Genomic DNA, 18,482 nt, shown 5'->3' with positions numbered 1-18,482 from the left:
GCAAGCGCCTTGGTCATCGGCCACAAAAGCTGAACTCTATTCCCTATTCTCGGTAAATGCAGATTAGAGTTCAGCTTCTATATTATGATTGACCCCATTCTTTATATCTTAGTAACATGTTTTTTTACCAAAACGTTAAAATATCTATTATTCCAATTAAGATCATCAAGCTTCCAGCTATTCTCTGAACGACCAAACCTATCTTCCGACCCTTTTTCATAATTTTTCCGCTAAGTCCTAAATACCATATCAAGAAAATAACGAGAAGAAACGGTAGAGATGTTCCGAGAGCAAAAAGACTTGGGAGTACTGCTCCGTATGCTGTTGATAAAGTAATGGGCATAAGCAGCATGAAAAAAAGGAGGAACATCGTCGGACAGAAACCAAGTGAAAAGCTAAACCCAAGCATGAAAGCTCCCCATTTCCCTTTCCGCTCCTTTTCCATCGACGACTTTTTCCAAAGGTTTACTGACCATCGAATGGTAAACAACCCAAGCATATATATACCAATTAATATGAGAATCGGGCCCAACAGCTTTCTAAAGCTTTCAAAAAATAGTGGGAGCTGTTGCTGAAACTCCTGTCCCAAAATGAATACAATTAACCCGAGTCCAGAAAATGCTACGATTTTTCCTAACACAAAGAAAATGGTATCAGACCAAGATATACCCCGATTGATTGAATTTGTACCGTATAATGTGATGGCACTGACATTACTGGAAAACTGACATGGCGCCAATGCCCCTACCACCCCGAGCATGAGTGCAAATAAAAGTGGAAATGATTCCACACTATTAGCGATATTCATGATCGGTTCCCTCAAAAAGACACTAAACTGATCGAAATAGTGATACATCTTTACTATCCCCTAAATAAATATATTTGTTTCTTATATTATTTTAACAAAGAGTTCACTTTAATTGTTGAAAAATATAGTACTAGCCAAGGACATTTTTCGGCGAAGAAACATAGGTCTTTCTGTCTAAATATGTGTAAAGCATTTTATCTCTCCCTCATACGATTGGCTTGTTTCCCCCATGCTGTAAGTCTCATTTTGCCTTTTTATGCAGGATTTCCTCGAATGAAATGGAATTCATTGTTGTTCCATCACAAAAAAATAAATATCTCTAAGAAAGTTGCGTGAACTATGGCACCAGATCAAGATTATCTCAACATGACGCCTCGAGCTCAAAAACATCGACACAGGAAAAAAGGGAAGCTGTCTATTTATCTACTTTCAGGACTCATAATCATTTGTTTTATTTCTCTTATAGCTACTGGCTCTTATTTTTTCCAACCTAATGTCATGGCAAATGTGGAAACAAATGAAGACGATATCGTTGAAAAACAAGATCCTACCCTCCCATTTTCTGAACATGTAGAACGGTCTGAGTCAAAAGAAAAGACTACAATCATAGTAAAAAGGGATTTCAATGATAAGAAGGAAGAGCCTACTGATAACAGTAATCTAGAGGTAACTGATGATACATTGATAGCTGAGGGGGAAAAGCAGACTAATTCTCAGACGCCAGTTGAAAATGAACGAAATAACGAAGAAAATCTTTCAACTAACTTGTCAAGTAATAATGATACATATGATGAAAAGGTACAGGAAAACGATGAGAATAGAGATAGTAATCAGGACAAGTCTACCACAGGCACGGAAAGCAAATTAATGGGTAACAACATTGCTGCTGACGAGTCAAAAAGTGAGGCTACTCCTGAAAATGTTGTTGAACATGAAGTACAAGCAAACGAAACATTATATAGCATTACGATGAAATACTATTTAAGTAGCCATCATCAAAAAACCGTTGCGGAGTATAATGGCATAACAAATGCCTCCTCCGAATTGAAGGCAGGAATGACTCTTCAACTGCCTGATCCTCCTATTATTGACCACCATCAAGTAAAGGCAAAGGATACGCTATATAGCCTTTCACAGCAATATTATGGATCAGGTAATTATGTTGCTAGTCTTGCAAACTATAACAAAATTATTAATCCAGCAACTGATTTTAAAGTGGGAATGACTCTGAAAATTCCTAATCGTTCCATGTTTAACGGATACATGGTGCAAATTAACAAGTCTACGAACCGATTGTCAGTTTATCATAATAACCAACTCGTTCGTTCTTTTCCTGTAGCAACTGGAAAAGACCAGTCACGTACACCAGAAGGTTTTTTCCAAATTATTAATAAAGTTGTGGATCCTTGGTATAACCCTAGTCAAATACCAGGTGGTGACCCTAGTAATCCGTTAGGAAGTCATTGGCTCGGCTTGAATGTGCCAGGGACGAATGGTTCCATCTATGGAATTCACGGCACAAATGACTCCTCTTCAATTGGCAAGTATATAAGTCTTGGGTGTATTAGAATGTATAACGATGATGTGAACTGGCTGTATGATACACTTCCATTGCAAACCCTAGTATATATTTTTACTGATTAGTCTTCTAAAAGATTTGAGGGTTTCCCTTTTTGGGGAAACCCTCTCTAACTCTATACTCTAATATCCATCCCTACCATACCTATTATTTCACCTTTTTCATTCCTTAAAGCACGGGATAAAGTTACACAAGGTTGTTTCGTAATAGCAGATACATAGGGCTTTGACAAAAATTGATCACCTTCCATTGCTTTCTTCCACCAGTCCCTTTGTCTTGCATTAAACAAACCTGCTTCTGGCTTTGAAAAAATGAATGTACCATCTGTCCGATTAGACCAAATTGCTTCCATTTCAAAAGTTTTACTCAAGTAATCAGTTAAAATATCTTCGTGAATTTCTTTATCCAGTGTTTTTAATTCTTCCTTAACGCAAACTTCTAATAGTAATTCTTTCATATCTTCAAAATCTAAATGACTCATCTCTACCTTCTGCTTAACATCAAGTTTGTTAATGGATTCCGCTAAGGTAGCTGAACTCTCATGCAGACCTCCACTTACAGTTTGGAGATGTTGAATTTGTAGATGCTGTTTATCCATATCTGTTACAGTCCGTTCAACGTAAGTTAGAGTTTCTTCCACACTTTGAACGACTTTTTCTATTTTACTAATAGTTTCTGTTGTAATTTCAGATTGTTTATTACTGTCATTTTCCGTATGTAGCACATAGTCATTTACTGTGAGAATCTTCTTATATATCATATCAATCCTTTCATTGATCCTCTCCACTTCATTAATCCCCTTAAATACTGCCTCCTTTTCCACTTCAACGGAAGCAACTACATCATCAACCCCTTGCTCTATCGCTGACAAAATATCAGAAGATCTTTCAACAGCTTCATTACTCTCGTCTGCAAGTTTCTTTATTTCTTTTGCAACAACAGCAAATCCCCTACCATGCTCTCCAGCTCTCGCAGCTTCTATGGATGCATTCAATGCTAGTAATGAAGTTTGCGAGACTACCTTTTTTATCAGTTGGTTAATCTCATCAATTTTAGAAGTCTGGTCAGCCAAATCCCTAATTCTTTGATCCATCATTTGATTATAGGTACTAAGCTCCCCCATCACTTTATCAGTAGTGCCTAAAGAGTGTCGTACATCAGAAACGAGTTCCTTCGTCTGTATACTTTCTTTACTCATATTTGAAGCAAAATCTTTAATTTGGTCTGCCGTAGCAGAAACCTCCTGGAGAAAGGAAAATGCTTCTTGAATCTGTGCCATAGAATAATAGCTATTTTCCTTGAGAACCTGTCCCTCTCTAGTAGACTGATCAGCTATATCTTTTAGGTGCGACATGGCGTCGTTAACTTCCTCAACCGCTGCAATTAACCGATCTGAAACCACCTGCGATTCATTAACAAATTGAATGAATTCCTGATTATTTTTCCCGTCCAAATCCTCATGTTGTTTATTTTTTTGAAAAAACTGGTTTAGTAGTTTTACCATTGTAAAATTCCTCCCATGAGTCGTGTTATATTTTCAAACATTATCACAGTGAACAGAAATAAGAGTAAATTTGTCATATTTTCTGACATATATATTGCAGGAATTTATAGTTTAAGATGAAAATTTATAAACTACGGCTACCATAAATAAGTTTACGAGGAGTAGTAAAAAGGTGGAGACACAAATGGGAAAAGTATATTAAAAAAGAGCCTGAAAGTTGAAAAACTTCCAAGACTCTATACTCAGGTACATATATTAACGGAAATTAATGAACTGAACATCAATAGATAAATCTGCTTCCTTTACTGCTGCAATGATTGCCTGTAAATCATCGCGATTTTTTCCTGTAACACGGATTTGATCATCTTGAATTTGACTCTTCACTTTAAGACCAGAATTTTTGATGACCGTATTGATTTTTTTCGCCTGCTCCTTATCAATACCTTGAATCAGCTTCGCACGCTGACGAACAGTACCACCAGATGCTGGCTCTAGTTTCCCATAATCTAAACTTTTCACTGAGACCCCACGTTTGATCAACTTACTTAGTAGTACGTCTTTTAGTTGGTCCATCTTGTATTCATCGTCTGATACAAGAACGAGTTCTTCATTATCCAATGAAATCGCACTCTTACTTCCTTTAAAATCATAACGCGTCGTTATTTCCTTCGTCGCCTGGGTCACAGCGTTCTTTACTTCTTCCATATTAACCTCTGATACAATATCAAATGAATTATCTTTTGCCATGATTTACCTCCGTATTCGTGATGCTTTTATTATAATAGATAAGAAACCTTAAACTCAAATTATCGACGAAAAGGTTGATTGAATTTCACGGTAGCCTTTGTAAAAATTTTTTCAAACATTTGTAAGATTTTTTGAATTTATACGTCTAATGAAATAGGAGGGAAGAAGATGGATGATAAACAATTAATTGAAGATTGGTTCTTAAAATACCAAAAGTACATCACAACATATTTAGTCTACTACACAGGAAAAAAAGATGTGGAAGATTTAGTTCAAGAATGTTTTTTAAAAGCTTATCAAAAACTTCATTTATTTCATTGGGATTCAGATCCAAAAACATGGCTTATATCCATTGCAAGGAATTTAGCAATCGATCTGTCCAGAAAGAGAAAAATAATATCCTTTTTGCCTATAATGACAGATCATCCATCTCCACTGCCTAATACGGAGGAAACTGTTATACATAAGGATGAAATATTAATCGTTGAAAAGGCTATTAAATCGTTAAGTCGAACATATCGAGATGTACTTATTCTTAAGGGGATTATGGACTTTTCTTCAAAAGAGACTGCAACCATATTAAATTGTAGTGAGAATAGAGTCAACGTCACTTTTCACCGTGGTATTGAAAAATTAAAACGGCAATTAAGAAAGGACGGAGATGGTTATGTCCAACAAAAATGATTTTGATGTTTTAAAGACTTTAGAAAAGATGCCAAAACATAAGTTAAACCAACATAGAGAAAGGGATGTGTTAAAACAATTGAATACTAAGATGATGAAAGTTGAACGATGGAAAAGATGGAAAAACACAACCCTTCATATCACCACAATAGTTGGTGCTGCAGCAATACTATTTTTCTTTATCTACCCCATCTTAACTGAACCGTCGTTTGACTCTAGTTTAAGTGAACTCCACCCATTAGAACACTTTGACGGCAAATTAACACCAACTTTCCATTTATACGATGAAGATGGAAGCCTCCTCTTTGAAGATGGTGTTAGGGGAATTGAAGGAAAGATCGGCTACAGGGATATTGGAGATAACTTTGTGGCAGAAGATGAGCGTACTGGAGGGAAAATGTTTTGGTATGTTTGGGGAGACCCAAATGAATTAAGGGGAGAAAAATTAGTTGCTACTGCTACACATGTGGGAACAGAAGAATCCTTCCTCTTAAATGAAGTTGAACTTAGTTTAGGTATTTATGAAGCAGATGCACATGCATTAACCAGCTTTGCCCCATTCCCTTACGAAGGGATATGGAAGATCGATATAGAAATCGGCACCTTAGAATACGGACAAATTACTATATATGTTAAGTCACCTTATCCTCAATCTGAAAGCATTACCTACTTAATTTCAGAAGAAGATATAATAGTGGGAGAAACTTTATCATTTAAAGCCAATATTAATAAAGTAATAGGAGAACCCTCCCTTGAAGCAGTCTTGATAGAGAATAATACAAGGGAAGAAAAACACATTACCTTCGAACATAACGTAGATTTTGTTGGTGAATCAATGTATGAAGCAGATGTTCATTTTGAAAAAGAAGGAGAATGGAAAATTCACCTACTTGGAGAAACAACGAGCTTCAAAGTATCTGAACGAAGCTATTCACTAGATTAAAGGGAATGATTTTTTTGAAGTAAATAAACCTAGTGGCTAATACCACTAGGTTTATTGATAATTTAACTTGCAGACTGCTGACTTGCTCCAGCTTGAAGTTGGTACATGTGATAATACCTACCTTTTTCAACCATTAACTCCCCATGATTCCCCCGCTCTACAATTTCTCCATGATCCAATACTAATATTTGATCCGCTTGACGAATCGTAGATAAACGGTGTGCAATGACAAAGGTTGTTCGGCCTTCCTTCACAACATCCAGTGCTTTTTGAATAACCTCTTCTGTTTCCGTATCTATATTAGCTGTAGCTTCATCCAAAATTAATATAGGTGGATTGAATACCAAGGCTCTTGCAAAGGATATGAGTTGACGCTGCCCCGCTGACAACGTGCTTCCCTTTTCCTTTACTTCTTCATCTATTCCTTTAGGTAATGACTTGATCATATCACTTGCTCCTACTTTTTCTAGAGCGTCCATAATCTCTTCCCGGGAAATCGTTGGATCCTCCATACTTACATTAGAAGCAATCGTCCCTGTAAATAAAAACGGATCCTGTAAAACAATGGCCATGTGTTCACGTAAAGCTTGTTTTGACATGGAATGGATATCAACTCCATCTATTGTGATTTTCCCTTTTTGATGGTCATAAAACCGGAATAATATATTCATCATCGAACTTTTTCCAGAACCTGTATGACCTACAAACGCCACCGTTTCCCCTTGCTTAGCTGAAAAGGAAATGTCCTTTAAAACATAATCTTCCTTTTCATAGGCAAAGGATACATTTTCAAAAGTTACATCGCCACGGAATCTATCCACTTTTTCATCAGATAAGGCAATACCAGGCTCAACCATCAATTTGAATACTCTTTCACCAGCAATTCGAGCTTCCTCTAACTGAGCTAGTTGATTCACGATACCTTGAACTGGTTCAAAGAGACGGTTAATATAATCCACAAAAGCATACAGAACACCCATGGAGACAATAGATCCAACACCTAGTGCGCCCCCACCAAAGTACCAAATCATCCCTACGAAAGTAATATTTCGAAGTAAGTTTACTAAATTAAATGATGTAGAGGCATTGAGAGTTAACAGTTTATTGTTATATTTGTAATGTTCTTTGTTTAGTTTCTCAAACTCACCTTCTACCTCTTTTTCACGGCCGAATGCCTTCACTAAAGACATCCCTTGAATATTTTCATTGATTTTTCCGTTAATGTCACTTAAACGTTCCCGAATCACCCGATTAAATTTCCCTGCATATTTACGATAAAAAATCATCCATACAATTAAAATTGGGATTAGTAGTAACGTGTATGCTGCTAAAGTGGCATCTAGTAAAAATAGTGCAATAAATATCCCAGTCATATAGATAACACTTGTAAAAAATGTAGCTAATACCCTTACATATAACTCACGGATTGCCTCCGTGTCATTCGTAATCCTTGAAACTATTTTCCCCGCAGGTAAATGGTCAAAATAATTAATTGGCAAATGATGAACCTTGGAGAAAACATCCTCACGCATTTGCTTAATAATCTTGTTTGCTGAAGTTTGTAGCATATACGTTTGGTAATAATGGAATAAGGCTGAAATTAATACTAGTAAAAAGTAACCCCCCATTAATAGAATCAAGTAACGAACTTCTGGTTGAAAAAATTGATATACTTCTCCAGGCGAGAGGGCTGCAACTGGATATGTTGCAATATCATCCCCTTGTCGAATCGTTAGGACACCATTTTCAACTACACGCTGTCCATCGAAGCTAACCGTGTCCTCCATTAAATAATACATTAATCCTACTTGAAAGATTTGCACTTGATTAAGATTAGAAGAATCTCCTTCAAAGCGGTCACTTCTAATGAATTCCCTACCTTGATAGCTCGCTTCTCCCGCCTCTTCCGTTTCCACCCATGCCCTTTCAATTCCAAGAATATGATTGTCAATCATCGTTTTTGCAATGAAAGGTCCAGTTAGCTCAGCTGCAACTGCGATGGATAAGAAAATCAAGGCGATAATAATCGTTCTTTTAAACTGGAGTGCATAGCGAAACAATCGTTTTCCTACATCTTTCATGGCTATACACCTGCCTTTGTATTTGGAAGCTTCTGTTCTTCCATTTGTTGTTTTAAATATTGCTCAGCGTACCACCCATGAGTCGTCATCAATTCCTCATGCGTCCCCCGCTCTTTGATCTCCCCGTTTTCAAGTACGAGAATAATGTCCGCATGCCTAACCGCAGACATGCGATGTGCTGTAATAAACGTAGTTTTTCCCTTACGTTCACTTCGGATATTTTTCACAATTTTAGATTCTGTTTTTGCATCTACAGCCGACAATGCATCATCAAGTAAAAGGATTTCTGGATTCTTGATTAATGCACGGGCTATTGAAATTCGTTGCTTTTGTCCTCCTGATAGGGATACACCTTTTTCTCCTACAAGCGTTTCTATTCCATTTTGGAAAGTATCAATATCTGCAGTGATTGATGCTAGGTCCATGACACGGTAAAACTCGTAATCTGTCGCGTCCGGTTTACCAAACATAATATTCTCCCTGATAGTCTTTGAAAACAAAAATTGATCCTGCGGCACATAACCGATCCAGCTTTTTAAACAGGTTAATTGAATATTTTCAATCGGTTCACCAGAAATAAATACTTTGTTTTCGTTTATAGGATATTCCCTGATTAATTGTTTAAAGAAGGTCGTTTTCCCACTGCCTGTTTTCCCAACAACTCCTACCGTCGCCCCTCGTGGAACTGATACAGAAATATCCTTTAATACTGGCGTAGAAGAACTAGGATATTGGAAGTCAAGACCCTTATATTCTATCACTCCTGGAGATTTGACCCATTTGGCACCCTTTTTATTTATAACATCTGCATCATAAGATAATGTTTGATTGAGGCGATCCATCGATGCATTTCCTCTTTGCATCACATTCATTAGCTCTCCGAAAGCGAACATCGGCCAAATGAGCATTCCGAGATATATATTAAATGAGACGAGCATACCTAATGTTAATTCATTTTGAAAAACAAGAAATGTCCCGTATCCAAGTCCAATCATATAGCTAATTCCAACAAGAATTTTAATAGTTGGTTCAAACAGAGCATCAATTTTTGCAACAGCTATATTTTTTTGCAAAACGTCGTCTGTTAACCGATTAAATCTTTCCTGATCGTCCTTCTCCTTCACAAAAGCCCTTATTACCCTGACGCCTGCAATAGATTCCAACACTTGATCGTTCATGTCACCAAATGCATCTTGCGCTTTTATAAAACGCTCATGAATCATCTTGCCATATCTTTTTATGAGCCAAGCCATGATTGGAAGTGGTAAAAATGCCGCCAACGTGAGCTTCCAACTAATTGTAATTGACATCATCAAGAGAATTACAACAAGAAATATGGTAGAGTCGACCAAGGTAAGAACACCAAAACCTGTTGTAATAGAAATGGCCTTCAAGTCATTTGTTGCTCTCGCCATGAGATCTCCTGTTTTATTTTCCTCATAAAAAGTAGGAGTCATTTTCATTAAATGACGCATATATTTCGAACGGAGCGTTCGCTCTATCACGATTGCTCCACCAAATAGCTGACGCATCCATACAAAGGTCATTAAATATACAACAACCATTAAGCCAAGGAAAAACAAAATGAAAAACTGTAATCTTTCCCATGTAAGTAACCCTTGATGTATTTCATCTATCACCATTCCTAAAAGTCTTGGTGGTAATATTTCTAAGAAGCTGACGATAATCAAAAATACGATCGCTACCGTATATCGCTTCCAATGTTCTTTAAAAAACCATGCTAATTTCTTTAATACTGAAAACATCTATAACATCCCCTATTCAATTGTTTTCGCCCTTCGGTATTTGCAGTTACTTTCGTCTATTTCCGATTTCAAAACAATTCCCTATCCTTCTCCTAAAAACCGAACGGACGAAATAATAGTGTAAATCAGCTATCCTCCACCTGAAGATCCCTTTTCTGTTTTCCTACGTTGCCTAATTAAAAATAAAATAATCATAAAACACACCCTCCAGTTTGTAAATAATTTATCTATATTAACGGCCGTTCTCTTCTGACCGGTTTTATATCACTTAACAAGTTTTTCCATACAAAAAAGACACACAGGCGCGTCTACCCATGTGTCTTGTATAAGTTAAGTCGACAAAGAAGGAACATAATCTCACTTTACTATGTTTTTTCTTGACAATTAACATTACAATATAAAAAGGCGTACGCCACGCTTACCATGCGTAACATACACCCTTTGATAATAGATTCTGAAAAAAGAGGCATTGAGACTAGTATAACGTTCCCTAGTTTAAAGAAATGCCTTCCTCAGTTCCTCAGGTGGAGTCACAGCACGATTATTATTAAATTTAGATACCTTTTCAAATCCAATTGCAACAATTCTTTGTTTTCTCTTAATCATGTTGTTCTCCTCCTTTCAGATTTAATTTAATAAATTTTCTATAATTTCTAAATTATCTTAGCACTGTATCCAAGTTATAGTCAATGACTTTTAAAATTTTTTTTCATTTTGATGAAACTTTTTTATATAAAGTGGTGTTCCATATGTGAAAGGGGGCAAGAAGCATGCCTGAGTTAAATGACCGTGTGTTGATCCAAGAGACGCTGAGGGGCAATGATGAAGCTTTTCAAGAACTCATCGATGAATATCACTTAACTGTGGAACGATTTGCACGCCAGATTGGTATTCGTGAAGAAGATTTACCAGATGTAACACAAGAAGTATTTATAAAGGTATATCGTTTTCTTGATAAGTACTCCCGTGGCAAATTTACGACCTGGCTCTACAGTGTCACCTTAAATGTTGCTAAGGACTTCTTTAGAAAACAGAAGCGGGAAAAAAGGAAATTGGAGAAAACAATTCAAGAGAATCCAGAACAGTTTTATCAAGAAAATTTAGATCTTACGGAAGATGCCAAAATACTTCATGAAACAATTAGTCAAATGGATGAAAAATACCGAATCCCAATCGTCCTATTTTACTTTCATGATTCATCAATCAAAGACATTGCAGCGATTATGTCCATGCGTGAATCCTCTGTTAAAACACGCTTAAAAAGGGGAAAGAGCTTGCTTAAAAAGAGTTTAGAGGAAGGGGGATACATTTATGAGCCAAGAGCGCTTTGACAACGGAATGGAAGATCTGAAGCAATTCTATAATAGTGCAAGGCCAGCAACATCTTCGAAAGAAATTTTTCAATCAATACAGCAGCAAAAGGGGCGCAGTTCAATACAACGCTATTGGCCTATGCTAGCAGCTACACTTGGGATATTTGTAATAGGAGGTATTCTATTAGGCTCCATCATCAGTGGTGGTGGAACTGAGATGGGACAGAGCCCAGGCTCTGATGAACTACCACTAACAACAGGAAGCGATAATGAACATGGGGACGGTTCTGGTGTTGACACTGGTGATGATCAAGGTGAAACTACTGGTGATCATGAAGACGCTACTACCGTTGAGGATGCTGACTCTAACGCTGAAAGTAATGACAATGACACGAACCAACCACTAGTAGTTGATCGCCCTGAAACGTTAACAAAAACAATTACTCTTGAGGGAATGGAAGAACAAACAACTTATGATCTATACGTCAGTGAGGAATTTGGTATTTCAAGCTATCTACTAGAAGGTGTTGACGTGCAGATAGACTCTTCGGACCAAAGGATTGAAAAATATATTCATACGGAATTGTTCCATTTTAGTATGACAGAGATCGGCACTGGTAGTGATGCTATAACCGAATGGGAAGCTAAAATTAATGAGACTTATCAAAGTGAAGGCTTTAGTAAAGCTTCTCTTGAGAACGATATATTAGAAGGTTTACCAGTTGAGGAGCATACTTTATGGACTGCTGAAAGTAATGGCTATACTGATCAGTTTAGACACGCAATATTCATTCAAGGGAATGACACAATGTACTTCTTGGAAGCTGAATTTACGATTGAGATGCTAGAAGGCAGATTCCCATACGCAGTAGAGACTTTCATCAAGGAATTAGAGTTCCACCAATAATATATGATATATGGCAACTACTAAAGGTAAAGGTCCGGGTCCACGATGCTTCCTAAGTAATTCTGGTTAGATGGTGAAAACTAAAATTTTAAAGCAAAACGAGACATATTCACATAGTGAGTTTGTCTCGTTTTTTTACCATCAAAGCCTGATCTGGTACGAAAATGAGAAATATCATATTCTCATACCTAATCTAAGCTTGATCAGGTATGAAAATGAGAAATATCAAATTCTCATACCCGATCTAAGCCTGATCTGGTACGAAAATGAGAAATATCATATTCTCATACCTAATCTAAGCTTGATCAGGTATGAAAATGAGAAATATCAAATTCTCATACCCGATCTAAGCCTGATCTGGTACGAAAATGAGAAATATCATATTCTCATACCTAATCTAAGCTTGATCAGGTATGAAAATGAGAAATATCAAATTCTCATACCTAATCTAAGCTTGATCAGGTATGAAAAAGAGGAAAATCAAATTCTCATACCCGATCGCTCGTCCGTCCAAGTCGGTTCACACTTTTTGGATGGGTGGGCTCAAATCCTCACAAACGGAACTACTTAATGTTCTTCGAAAACCTTTTCCCTTTTTTCAAGTTTTCTCATACATAAACGTCCACATGAACAATTTAGTTAAGATGATAACAACTTAGATAAATAATATTCGTCCACATATACTCCATTGACTTTTAAGGAATTGCGCTTGACCCCTTCTATCTCAAAGCCCATATTTAAATACAAATTCAAGGCATTAACATTATGCTTCATCACAGTTAGCTCCACGCGGTGTATCTCCTTTTCTAGAGCCCAGTGCTCTAATGTTTGAAAAAGTCTTTTTCCATAGCCACGACCTCGGAACTCCTCCAACACACCTATCACAAGATATCCAGAGTGTCTATTTCGATTTAACTGACCACCAAAAAAAGCTAAGAAACCAATGAGATTTGGCTGAGTATTCTCAAGATCAGTTTTGTCTAGTTCTACAACAAAGATTTCACTATTCTCTTTTCCCCTAATCTTCTTAATCATCGTCTCCTGTTGCTTAACCGTTGTTTGCCGTTCCCCAGGTTCAAACAGCATAAAAGAAGTCTCGTTATCCAATTGCTTGTTGAGAGAAAGAAACGCCTCCGCGTCTTGCACTTTAATTTTCCTGATTCCCATACTGCATCCCCCATCTTTCATGTATAATGCTCAACTCAATTTGAAAATCATTCTCCATGTTCTATTATAATTGATTTCTAAAAGTTCACAAAATTGTACGATTTCTTATTTATAAACCCTTAACACATGCCCACCACAGCCACATTCATCAATATATTTAATTTCTCGAATCTCTTCTCCAAAGTGTCCTAACAAAATATCTGTTAAATAAGTATCGGGATTTCCGAATTCATTTGGTGTTACGAGATTGACATAAACACCCTTACCTGTTTCACCCACTGCCTCGATCCCATCCTTAACCACTAAATCCCGATCTTCTGCATATTCTCCATGTTCTAATGCTGCCGACCAATTCTTCGTAATCATAGCCACTTCTCCCCCCAGGCATAACCAACATTGTTAATAATGTTGGTTATTACATAATATTTACCCCATATTACATCTGCTGCTAAATACTGTCATTGATCTGAATCACAATAACGTCACAAAATTGTCGGGGACCAGGTCCCTGAACTTCTATTCACACCCCAGGTCCCCGACAATCACACCATATCTGTCACAAATTCTTGACATATTGTCCTTTTTTTTAGGGAATAGGTACTTAAGTATCACGCTAATTTATATTATGATTAAACTACATTAACGGATTCGAAATCTTTCGTCATTTAACACCTAACACCTTTGGTTAATTCTCCAGCATACTCCTTGGAAAAAATTAAAAGCATGAAACCGTTAATTATCCACTATCCATAGTAGTAAATAATATTACCGTTAATATTCGAGTATCCAAACCAACATGGCTCATAAAAAGGGAATCAACTTTCATTCAATTTATAGACGCACAAGTACAGACACATTTAAGGGTCAATGTGCTACCAATGTCAACGAATTTAAATTAAAAGAGGAGGAGAAAGGAATGAGTGATTTACTTAAAAAAGGCTTTTTGTTAGGATTAGGCGCTGCAGTTACTAGTAAAGAAAAGGTGGAAAAGTATTTTCAGGAACTTGTTTCAAAAGGGAAACTAACACCAAAGGAAGCTGATGATCTCTATGATTCCCTCCTAAAAAAGGGAGAAGAAACTGGAGATAGGTGGAATAGGCGCTCCAAGGAAAGAATTCATAACCTTTTAACAGATTTGGAAATGGTATCTAAAAGTGAACATAAAGAATTGCAGGACCGTGTGGAAATCCTGGAGAAAAAACTGAATGATCTTTCTGAAAAACAAGAAGAGAAGTAATACAATATTTAACCAGCTTCGTTTCAGTATATTGTCTTCTTTTTATCGGGACATTAACAAGGAGCCTAGCTTATTAGGAGGAAATTTTTTATGGACATCACGCAACTTCAACCAGGTGATACAGTTTTTGTCATCTGCCGAAACCCCCACACACAAACAGTAGCTCAAATTCAGGAAGCAGCTGTTGTGGACCATCCGGATCATCCTGGGAGAACCGTCCTATTTTTATTTGAGGATTATTTTCCTCTTACTGATGATTACGTTATGGCACCAAGTTACGAAGAAGCAGAAGAACTATTTAACATGTACTTTAATGAATCAGCTAGTGACTACAATCCAATGTCATAAGAAACACACAAGGTTCTATTGGCGGCATGAGCATATGGTAGGAGGAGACGGCAATTCATAACTCCACTGCCGAAAAACTATATTAACGTTTCGTTTCAGGATCCCTAGCCAATAACCTAATTTCAAACAACAGCCTAGAAGGTGTACATCATGACAAAAACATTAACGAGAACACGCACTATCAAACCATTCGTACCCCAACTCGTCTATATCGAACCGAGGGCACTAGATTATCCACTTGGAAGAGAACTGAAAAAAAAGTTTGAAAAAATGGGCTTGGAAATACGTGAGACAACATCTCATAACCAAGTCCGCAATATACCTGGAGATAATGATTTACAAAAATATCGTAATGCAAAATCAACCCTCGTAGTTGGAGTGCGTAAAACATTAAAATTTGATACATCAAAGCCATCTGCAGAATATGCTATTCCACTTGCAACGGGATGCATGGGCCACTGCCAATATTGCTATTTACAGACAACGATGGGGAGTAAACCTTATATTCGAACATACGTCAATGTAGATGAGATTTTAGATGCGGCCCAGAATTATATGGACGAACGGGCACCAGAGGAAACGCGGTTTGAAGCAGCATGTACTTCGGATATTGTTGGAATAGATCACTTAACACATTCGTTAAAAAGGGCGATTGAGTATTTTGGCCACACAAAGCACGGAAAGCTGAGATTTGTAACAAAGTACCACCATGTAGACCACTTGCTTGATGCAGACCATCGCGGAAAAACTCGTTTCCGTTTTAGCATTAACGCAGACTACGTCATCCGTAATTTTGAACATGGTACTTCTCCACTTTTAGACAGAATTGAAGCAGCTGCCAAAGTTGCTAGAGCAGGTTATCCACTTGGATTTATCGTAGCCCCTATCTACCTTCATGAAAACTGGAAGGAAGGTTACGAAACCATGTTTAGAACGCTAGAGGAAACATTACCAAATGATGCAAAGGACAATATTACTTTTGAGCTTATCCAACACCGTTTCACTAAGCCTGCAAAAAAAGTAATACAAAAAAACTATCCAATGACAAAACTTGAATTAGATGAGGAAAAACGTAAATATAAATGGGGAAAATACGGGATTGGAAAGTATGTTTATCAAACGGATGAACAGGATGCAATAAAAGAAGCCCTTCATACGTATATCGATCGTTACTTTCCAGATTCAAAAGTCGAGTACTTCACATGATCCGATAATAAATGCACCCAGTGAAGTGTCTTGCTCATCACCCCTTCCATTGATGTGTTATGGATTATTTTTTATAGAAAAGCCGGTCAGAATTGAAATTCTGCCGGCTTTCTGATTCTTTATTTCCCGTCCGCTTCTCGCTTCTTTTCAACGGAGAGGATTATATACCACATCACAGCCCAATAAAGTCCCAATACAACAATTATAATTAGAAAAATAAAGGTTCTATTTAACTCATTGGGCTCCAAAAAAGCAGCATAATTAGCTCGATAAGCTACAAGAAAGGTAATAACTAAATATAAACCACCTAGCTTCAAACCTATATTAACGATTCCTTCTTTGAATATAAAGTGGAGTAAACCTTTTTCATGCTCTTTTTTCAACCGTTCTTTACGCTTCAACGTCGACATATTTCTTTGCTCCTCAAATCTATTTTCTACTTTAACTTTATCACACAATCGTAATATGTCGAAACAACAACTTGTTGAAGAATGGAAGTAGTTTACATGAAAAAATCATTTTCCTATTCACTTTCTAACCCTAATAGTAGCTTACCTTCTGATAATGTCCAACGCTCTCCTGGCTTTGAAAACACTGGCCCTAAATGATGGTTCACATAGATTGTAGCAACGACGATGTCCCGTTCTTCCCCCTTAGATGCTCTCTCTAGTAACTTCACAGCTTCATACACGACAACCATCTTTTTTTGTAGACCCTTCACTCTTCTTGTTTTTTCATTACTATCTAATTTTCTGAAAGCGTCTAATTCCTCTTCTAGCTCCCCTATTATTTCTTCCAATTTCACTACGAGGTCCCTTGTTTTAGAATTCCGACCTAAGTATCCAAGGTCTACACTCATTTTTCCCAAGAAAATCTTATCCATCTCATACTTAGAAAACAAACGTAATACCTCTAACCCAAGGATATTTGCCGTCCCTTCCCACACAGTTAGGACTTGAGCATCTCGCAACAGCCTTGGAGTAACAAAGTCTTCAATATAGCCATTTCCCCCATGCATTTCTATTGCTTCATGAGAAAAATGAATCGCCTCTTCTGCCGTTTCCGCTTTAAGTAAAGCAATTAAGAGACGCAATAACCCATCTTTCTCCTTCGTGCTTCCCCCTGTACACCAATCATCGTAAAGTTTCACAAGTTCAAATACACTTATCACTTCTGCCTCTAGCTTCACACATAACTCCACTAATGTATCTTGAACCATTGGATATTGAATAAGGATATTACCAAAGGCATTCCTTTCCGTTGCATATTGGAAGGCTTCTGAATATGCTCGCCTCATAATTCCGATAGAGGCGACTGCATTACATATTCTCGAGAGGTTTAATGCCTCCATCATATAGTAAAAACCACGTTCTCCTTCTCCTATTTGAAACGCTTCTGCACCTTCAAACACAACTTCAGCTGAAGGTACGGCGCGTACACCTAACTTATCCTTTAGTCTCCTAATGGAAATCCCTTCTCGTATACCCCCATCTTCCTTCCGCCAAGGTACAAGGAAAAGGGATAACCCTTTAGTGCCCTTTGAAGCCCCCTCTTTCCTTGCTAAAACTGTGGCCACTCCACAAGCACCAGCATTGCTGGCAAAATATTTTTCCCCATATAATCTGTAGACTCCGTTGTCTAAAATTGCCTTCGTTTCATTTGCACCTACGTCCGAGCCACCTTGTCGCTCCGTTAAAAAGGTAGCTCCCTCATAAAGCTCTTCTTCCCCCGTTGAAGCTACATGTGGTAAATATTTCTCTTTTAGGGAGGAATCTGCGTATCGATCTAGTAAATAGGCAGTCGCCATCGTTAAAGTAACTGGGCAGTAAAAACCAGGCTCCGTTTGAGATAATAAATATCCTTGGGCAAAGGAATATAAATAATTCCCCTTTTTACCTAGATCTGGAATTTCCTTATGGACATAACCTACTATGCCACGTCCATAAGTTTCCTCCACTGTTTTTTTATAGCCTTCGTTTAACCAAACATAAGATTGATCCTCCCCAAATCTATTGTATTTAATTAATCTAGGTTGGCCTTCACGATCTGTATGCGCTGCCCGCTCATCTATTTCCGTTGCACACAACGCCCCAAATTCACGCAACTGTTTATCTGCCCATGAAAAGAGCTCATCATCTAAAGATTCCTTCAATATGTCCTGTAAAAGCTCATCTTTTTCATAAAAATTCAAA

General features: G+C 37.4%; 18 protein-coding genes. 9 read left to right on the top strand and 9 right to left on the bottom strand.

Annotated features, from left to right (window positions below; genetic code table 11):
• Positions 1–124 precede the first annotated feature (124 nt).
• On the bottom strand, positions 125–856 hold the full coding sequence (locus BW724_RS07415; protein WP_088074622.1) for an urease accessory protein UreH domain-containing protein: 732 nt from the start codon (positions 854–856) through the stop codon (positions 125–127).
• Between the two features lie 291 nt (positions 857–1,147).
• Here BW724_RS07415 and BW724_RS07410 point away from each other — a divergent pair, with 291 nt between their 5' ends.
• Positions 1,148–2,452, top strand: coding sequence for a L,D-transpeptidase family protein (locus tag BW724_RS07410; protein WP_088074621.1), 1,305 nt, complete (start codon positions 1,148–1,150; stop codon positions 2,450–2,452).
• 50 nt (positions 2,453–2,502) lie between these two features.
• Here the strand turns inward: BW724_RS07410 and BW724_RS07405 are convergent, their stop codons facing one another.
• Both BW724_RS07405 and BW724_RS07400 read right to left on the bottom strand, forming a co-directional pair.
• Complete coding sequence (locus BW724_RS07405; protein ID WP_088074620.1) at positions 2,503–3,891, bottom strand: methyl-accepting chemotaxis protein; 1,389 nt, start codon at positions 3,889–3,891, stop codon at positions 2,503–2,505.
• Positions 3,892–4,146: 255 nt separating this feature from the next.
• Positions 4,147–4,638, bottom strand: coding sequence for a YajQ family cyclic di-GMP-binding protein (locus BW724_RS07400; protein ID WP_088074619.1), 492 nt, complete (start codon positions 4,636–4,638; stop codon positions 4,147–4,149).
• A 168-nt stretch (positions 4,639–4,806) separates the two neighbouring features.
• Between BW724_RS07400 and BW724_RS07395 the strand changes: the two genes are divergently transcribed.
• Together BW724_RS07395 and BW724_RS07390 are read left to right on the top strand one after the other, a co-directional pair.
• Positions 4,807–5,322 carry an RNA polymerase sigma factor gene (locus BW724_RS07395; protein WP_088074618.1) on the top strand — a complete coding sequence of 172 codons (516 nt, stop codon included), beginning with the start codon at positions 4,807–4,809 and terminating at the stop codon, positions 5,320–5,322.
• Positions 5,306–6,265, top strand: coding sequence for a hypothetical protein (locus tag BW724_RS07390; RefSeq protein ID WP_088074617.1), 960 nt, complete (start codon positions 5,306–5,308; stop codon positions 6,263–6,265). Before BW724_RS07395 ends, BW724_RS07390 begins: the two co-directional genes overlap by 17 nt.
• Before the next feature lie 62 nt (positions 6,266–6,327).
• Here the strand turns inward: BW724_RS07390 and BW724_RS07385 are convergent, their stop codons facing one another.
• Positions 6,328–8,346 (bottom strand): ABC transporter ATP-binding protein, encoded by a 2,019-nt coding sequence (locus BW724_RS07385; protein ID WP_088074616.1) that lies wholly within the window; start codon positions 8,344–8,346, stop codon positions 6,328–6,330.
• Positions 8,347–8,348: 2 nt separating this feature from the next.
• Positions 8,349–10,112, bottom strand: coding sequence for an ABC transporter ATP-binding protein (locus BW724_RS07380; RefSeq protein ID WP_088074615.1), 1,764 nt, complete (start codon positions 10,110–10,112; stop codon positions 8,349–8,351).
• 770 nt (positions 10,113–10,882) lie between these two features.
• On the opposite strand from BW724_RS07380, the gene BW724_RS07375 reads away from it, so the two are divergent.
• From BW724_RS07375 to BW724_RS07365, 3 genes are all read left to right on the top strand, one after another.
• Positions 10,883–11,443: an RNA polymerase sigma factor gene (locus BW724_RS07375; RefSeq protein ID WP_088074614.1), complete on the top strand. Its 561-nt coding sequence runs from the start codon at positions 10,883–10,885 to the stop codon at positions 11,441–11,443.
• Positions 11,424–12,332 carry a hypothetical protein gene (locus tag BW724_RS07370; protein WP_088074613.1) on the top strand — a complete coding sequence of 303 codons (909 nt, stop codon included), beginning with the start codon at positions 11,424–11,426 and terminating at the stop codon, positions 12,330–12,332. Before BW724_RS07375 ends, BW724_RS07370 begins: the two co-directional genes overlap by 20 nt.
• Before the next feature lie 70 nt (positions 12,333–12,402).
• A complete protein-coding gene (locus tag BW724_RS07365; RefSeq protein WP_088074612.1) occupies positions 12,403–12,903 on the top strand; it encodes a hypothetical protein in 501 nt (166 codons plus the stop codon).
• A gap of 68 nt (positions 12,904–12,971) precedes the next feature.
• Here BW724_RS07365 and BW724_RS07360 read toward each other — a convergent pair whose 3' ends face one another.
• Together BW724_RS07360 and BW724_RS07355 are read right to left on the bottom strand one after the other, a co-directional pair.
• Positions 12,972–13,499, bottom strand: a complete 528-nt coding sequence (locus BW724_RS07360) for a GNAT family N-acetyltransferase (protein ID WP_088074611.1) — start codon at positions 13,497–13,499, stop codon at positions 12,972–12,974.
• A gap of 105 nt (positions 13,500–13,604) precedes the next feature.
• Complete coding sequence (locus BW724_RS07355) at positions 13,605–13,865, bottom strand: CGCGG family putative rSAM-modified RiPP protein (protein ID WP_176371334.1); 261 nt, start codon at positions 13,863–13,865, stop codon at positions 13,605–13,607.
• Positions 13,866–14,415: 550 nt separating this feature from the next.
• On the opposite strand from BW724_RS07355, the gene BW724_RS07350 reads away from it, so the two are divergent.
• From BW724_RS07350 to splB, 3 genes are all read left to right on the top strand, one after another.
• Entirely contained in the window at positions 14,416–14,736 is a 321-nt protein-coding gene (locus BW724_RS07350; RefSeq protein WP_088074610.1) for a phasin family protein, read from the top strand.
• 90 nt (positions 14,737–14,826) lie between these two features.
• Entirely contained in the window at positions 14,827–15,084 is a 258-nt protein-coding gene (locus BW724_RS07345) for a transcriptional regulator SplA domain-containing protein (RefSeq protein ID WP_088074609.1), read from the top strand.
• 150 nt (positions 15,085–15,234) lie between these two features.
• Positions 15,235–16,290: a spore photoproduct lyase gene (gene splB / locus BW724_RS07340; RefSeq protein WP_088074608.1), complete on the top strand. Its 1,056-nt coding sequence runs from the start codon at positions 15,235–15,237 to the stop codon at positions 16,288–16,290.
• 119 nt (positions 16,291–16,409) lie between these two features.
• Here the strand turns inward: splB and BW724_RS07335 are convergent, their stop codons facing one another.
• Positions 16,410–16,700 (bottom strand): hypothetical protein, encoded by a 291-nt coding sequence (locus tag BW724_RS07335; RefSeq protein WP_088074607.1) that lies wholly within the window; start codon positions 16,698–16,700, stop codon positions 16,410–16,412.
• Between the two features lie 113 nt (positions 16,701–16,813).
• Positions 16,814–18,481: an acyl-CoA dehydrogenase family protein gene (locus BW724_RS07330; RefSeq protein ID WP_088074606.1), complete on the bottom strand. Its 1,668-nt coding sequence runs from the start codon at positions 18,479–18,481 to the stop codon at positions 16,814–16,816.
• Between the last annotated feature and the right edge of the window lies 1 nt (position 18,482).

It is taken from the genome of Litchfieldia alkalitelluris, assembly GCF_002153425.1.
GTDB lineage: Bacteria > Bacillota > Bacilli > Bacillales > Salisediminibacteriaceae > Evansella > Evansella alkalicola.
This window is presented reverse-complemented; position numbering and strand designations above follow the sequence as displayed.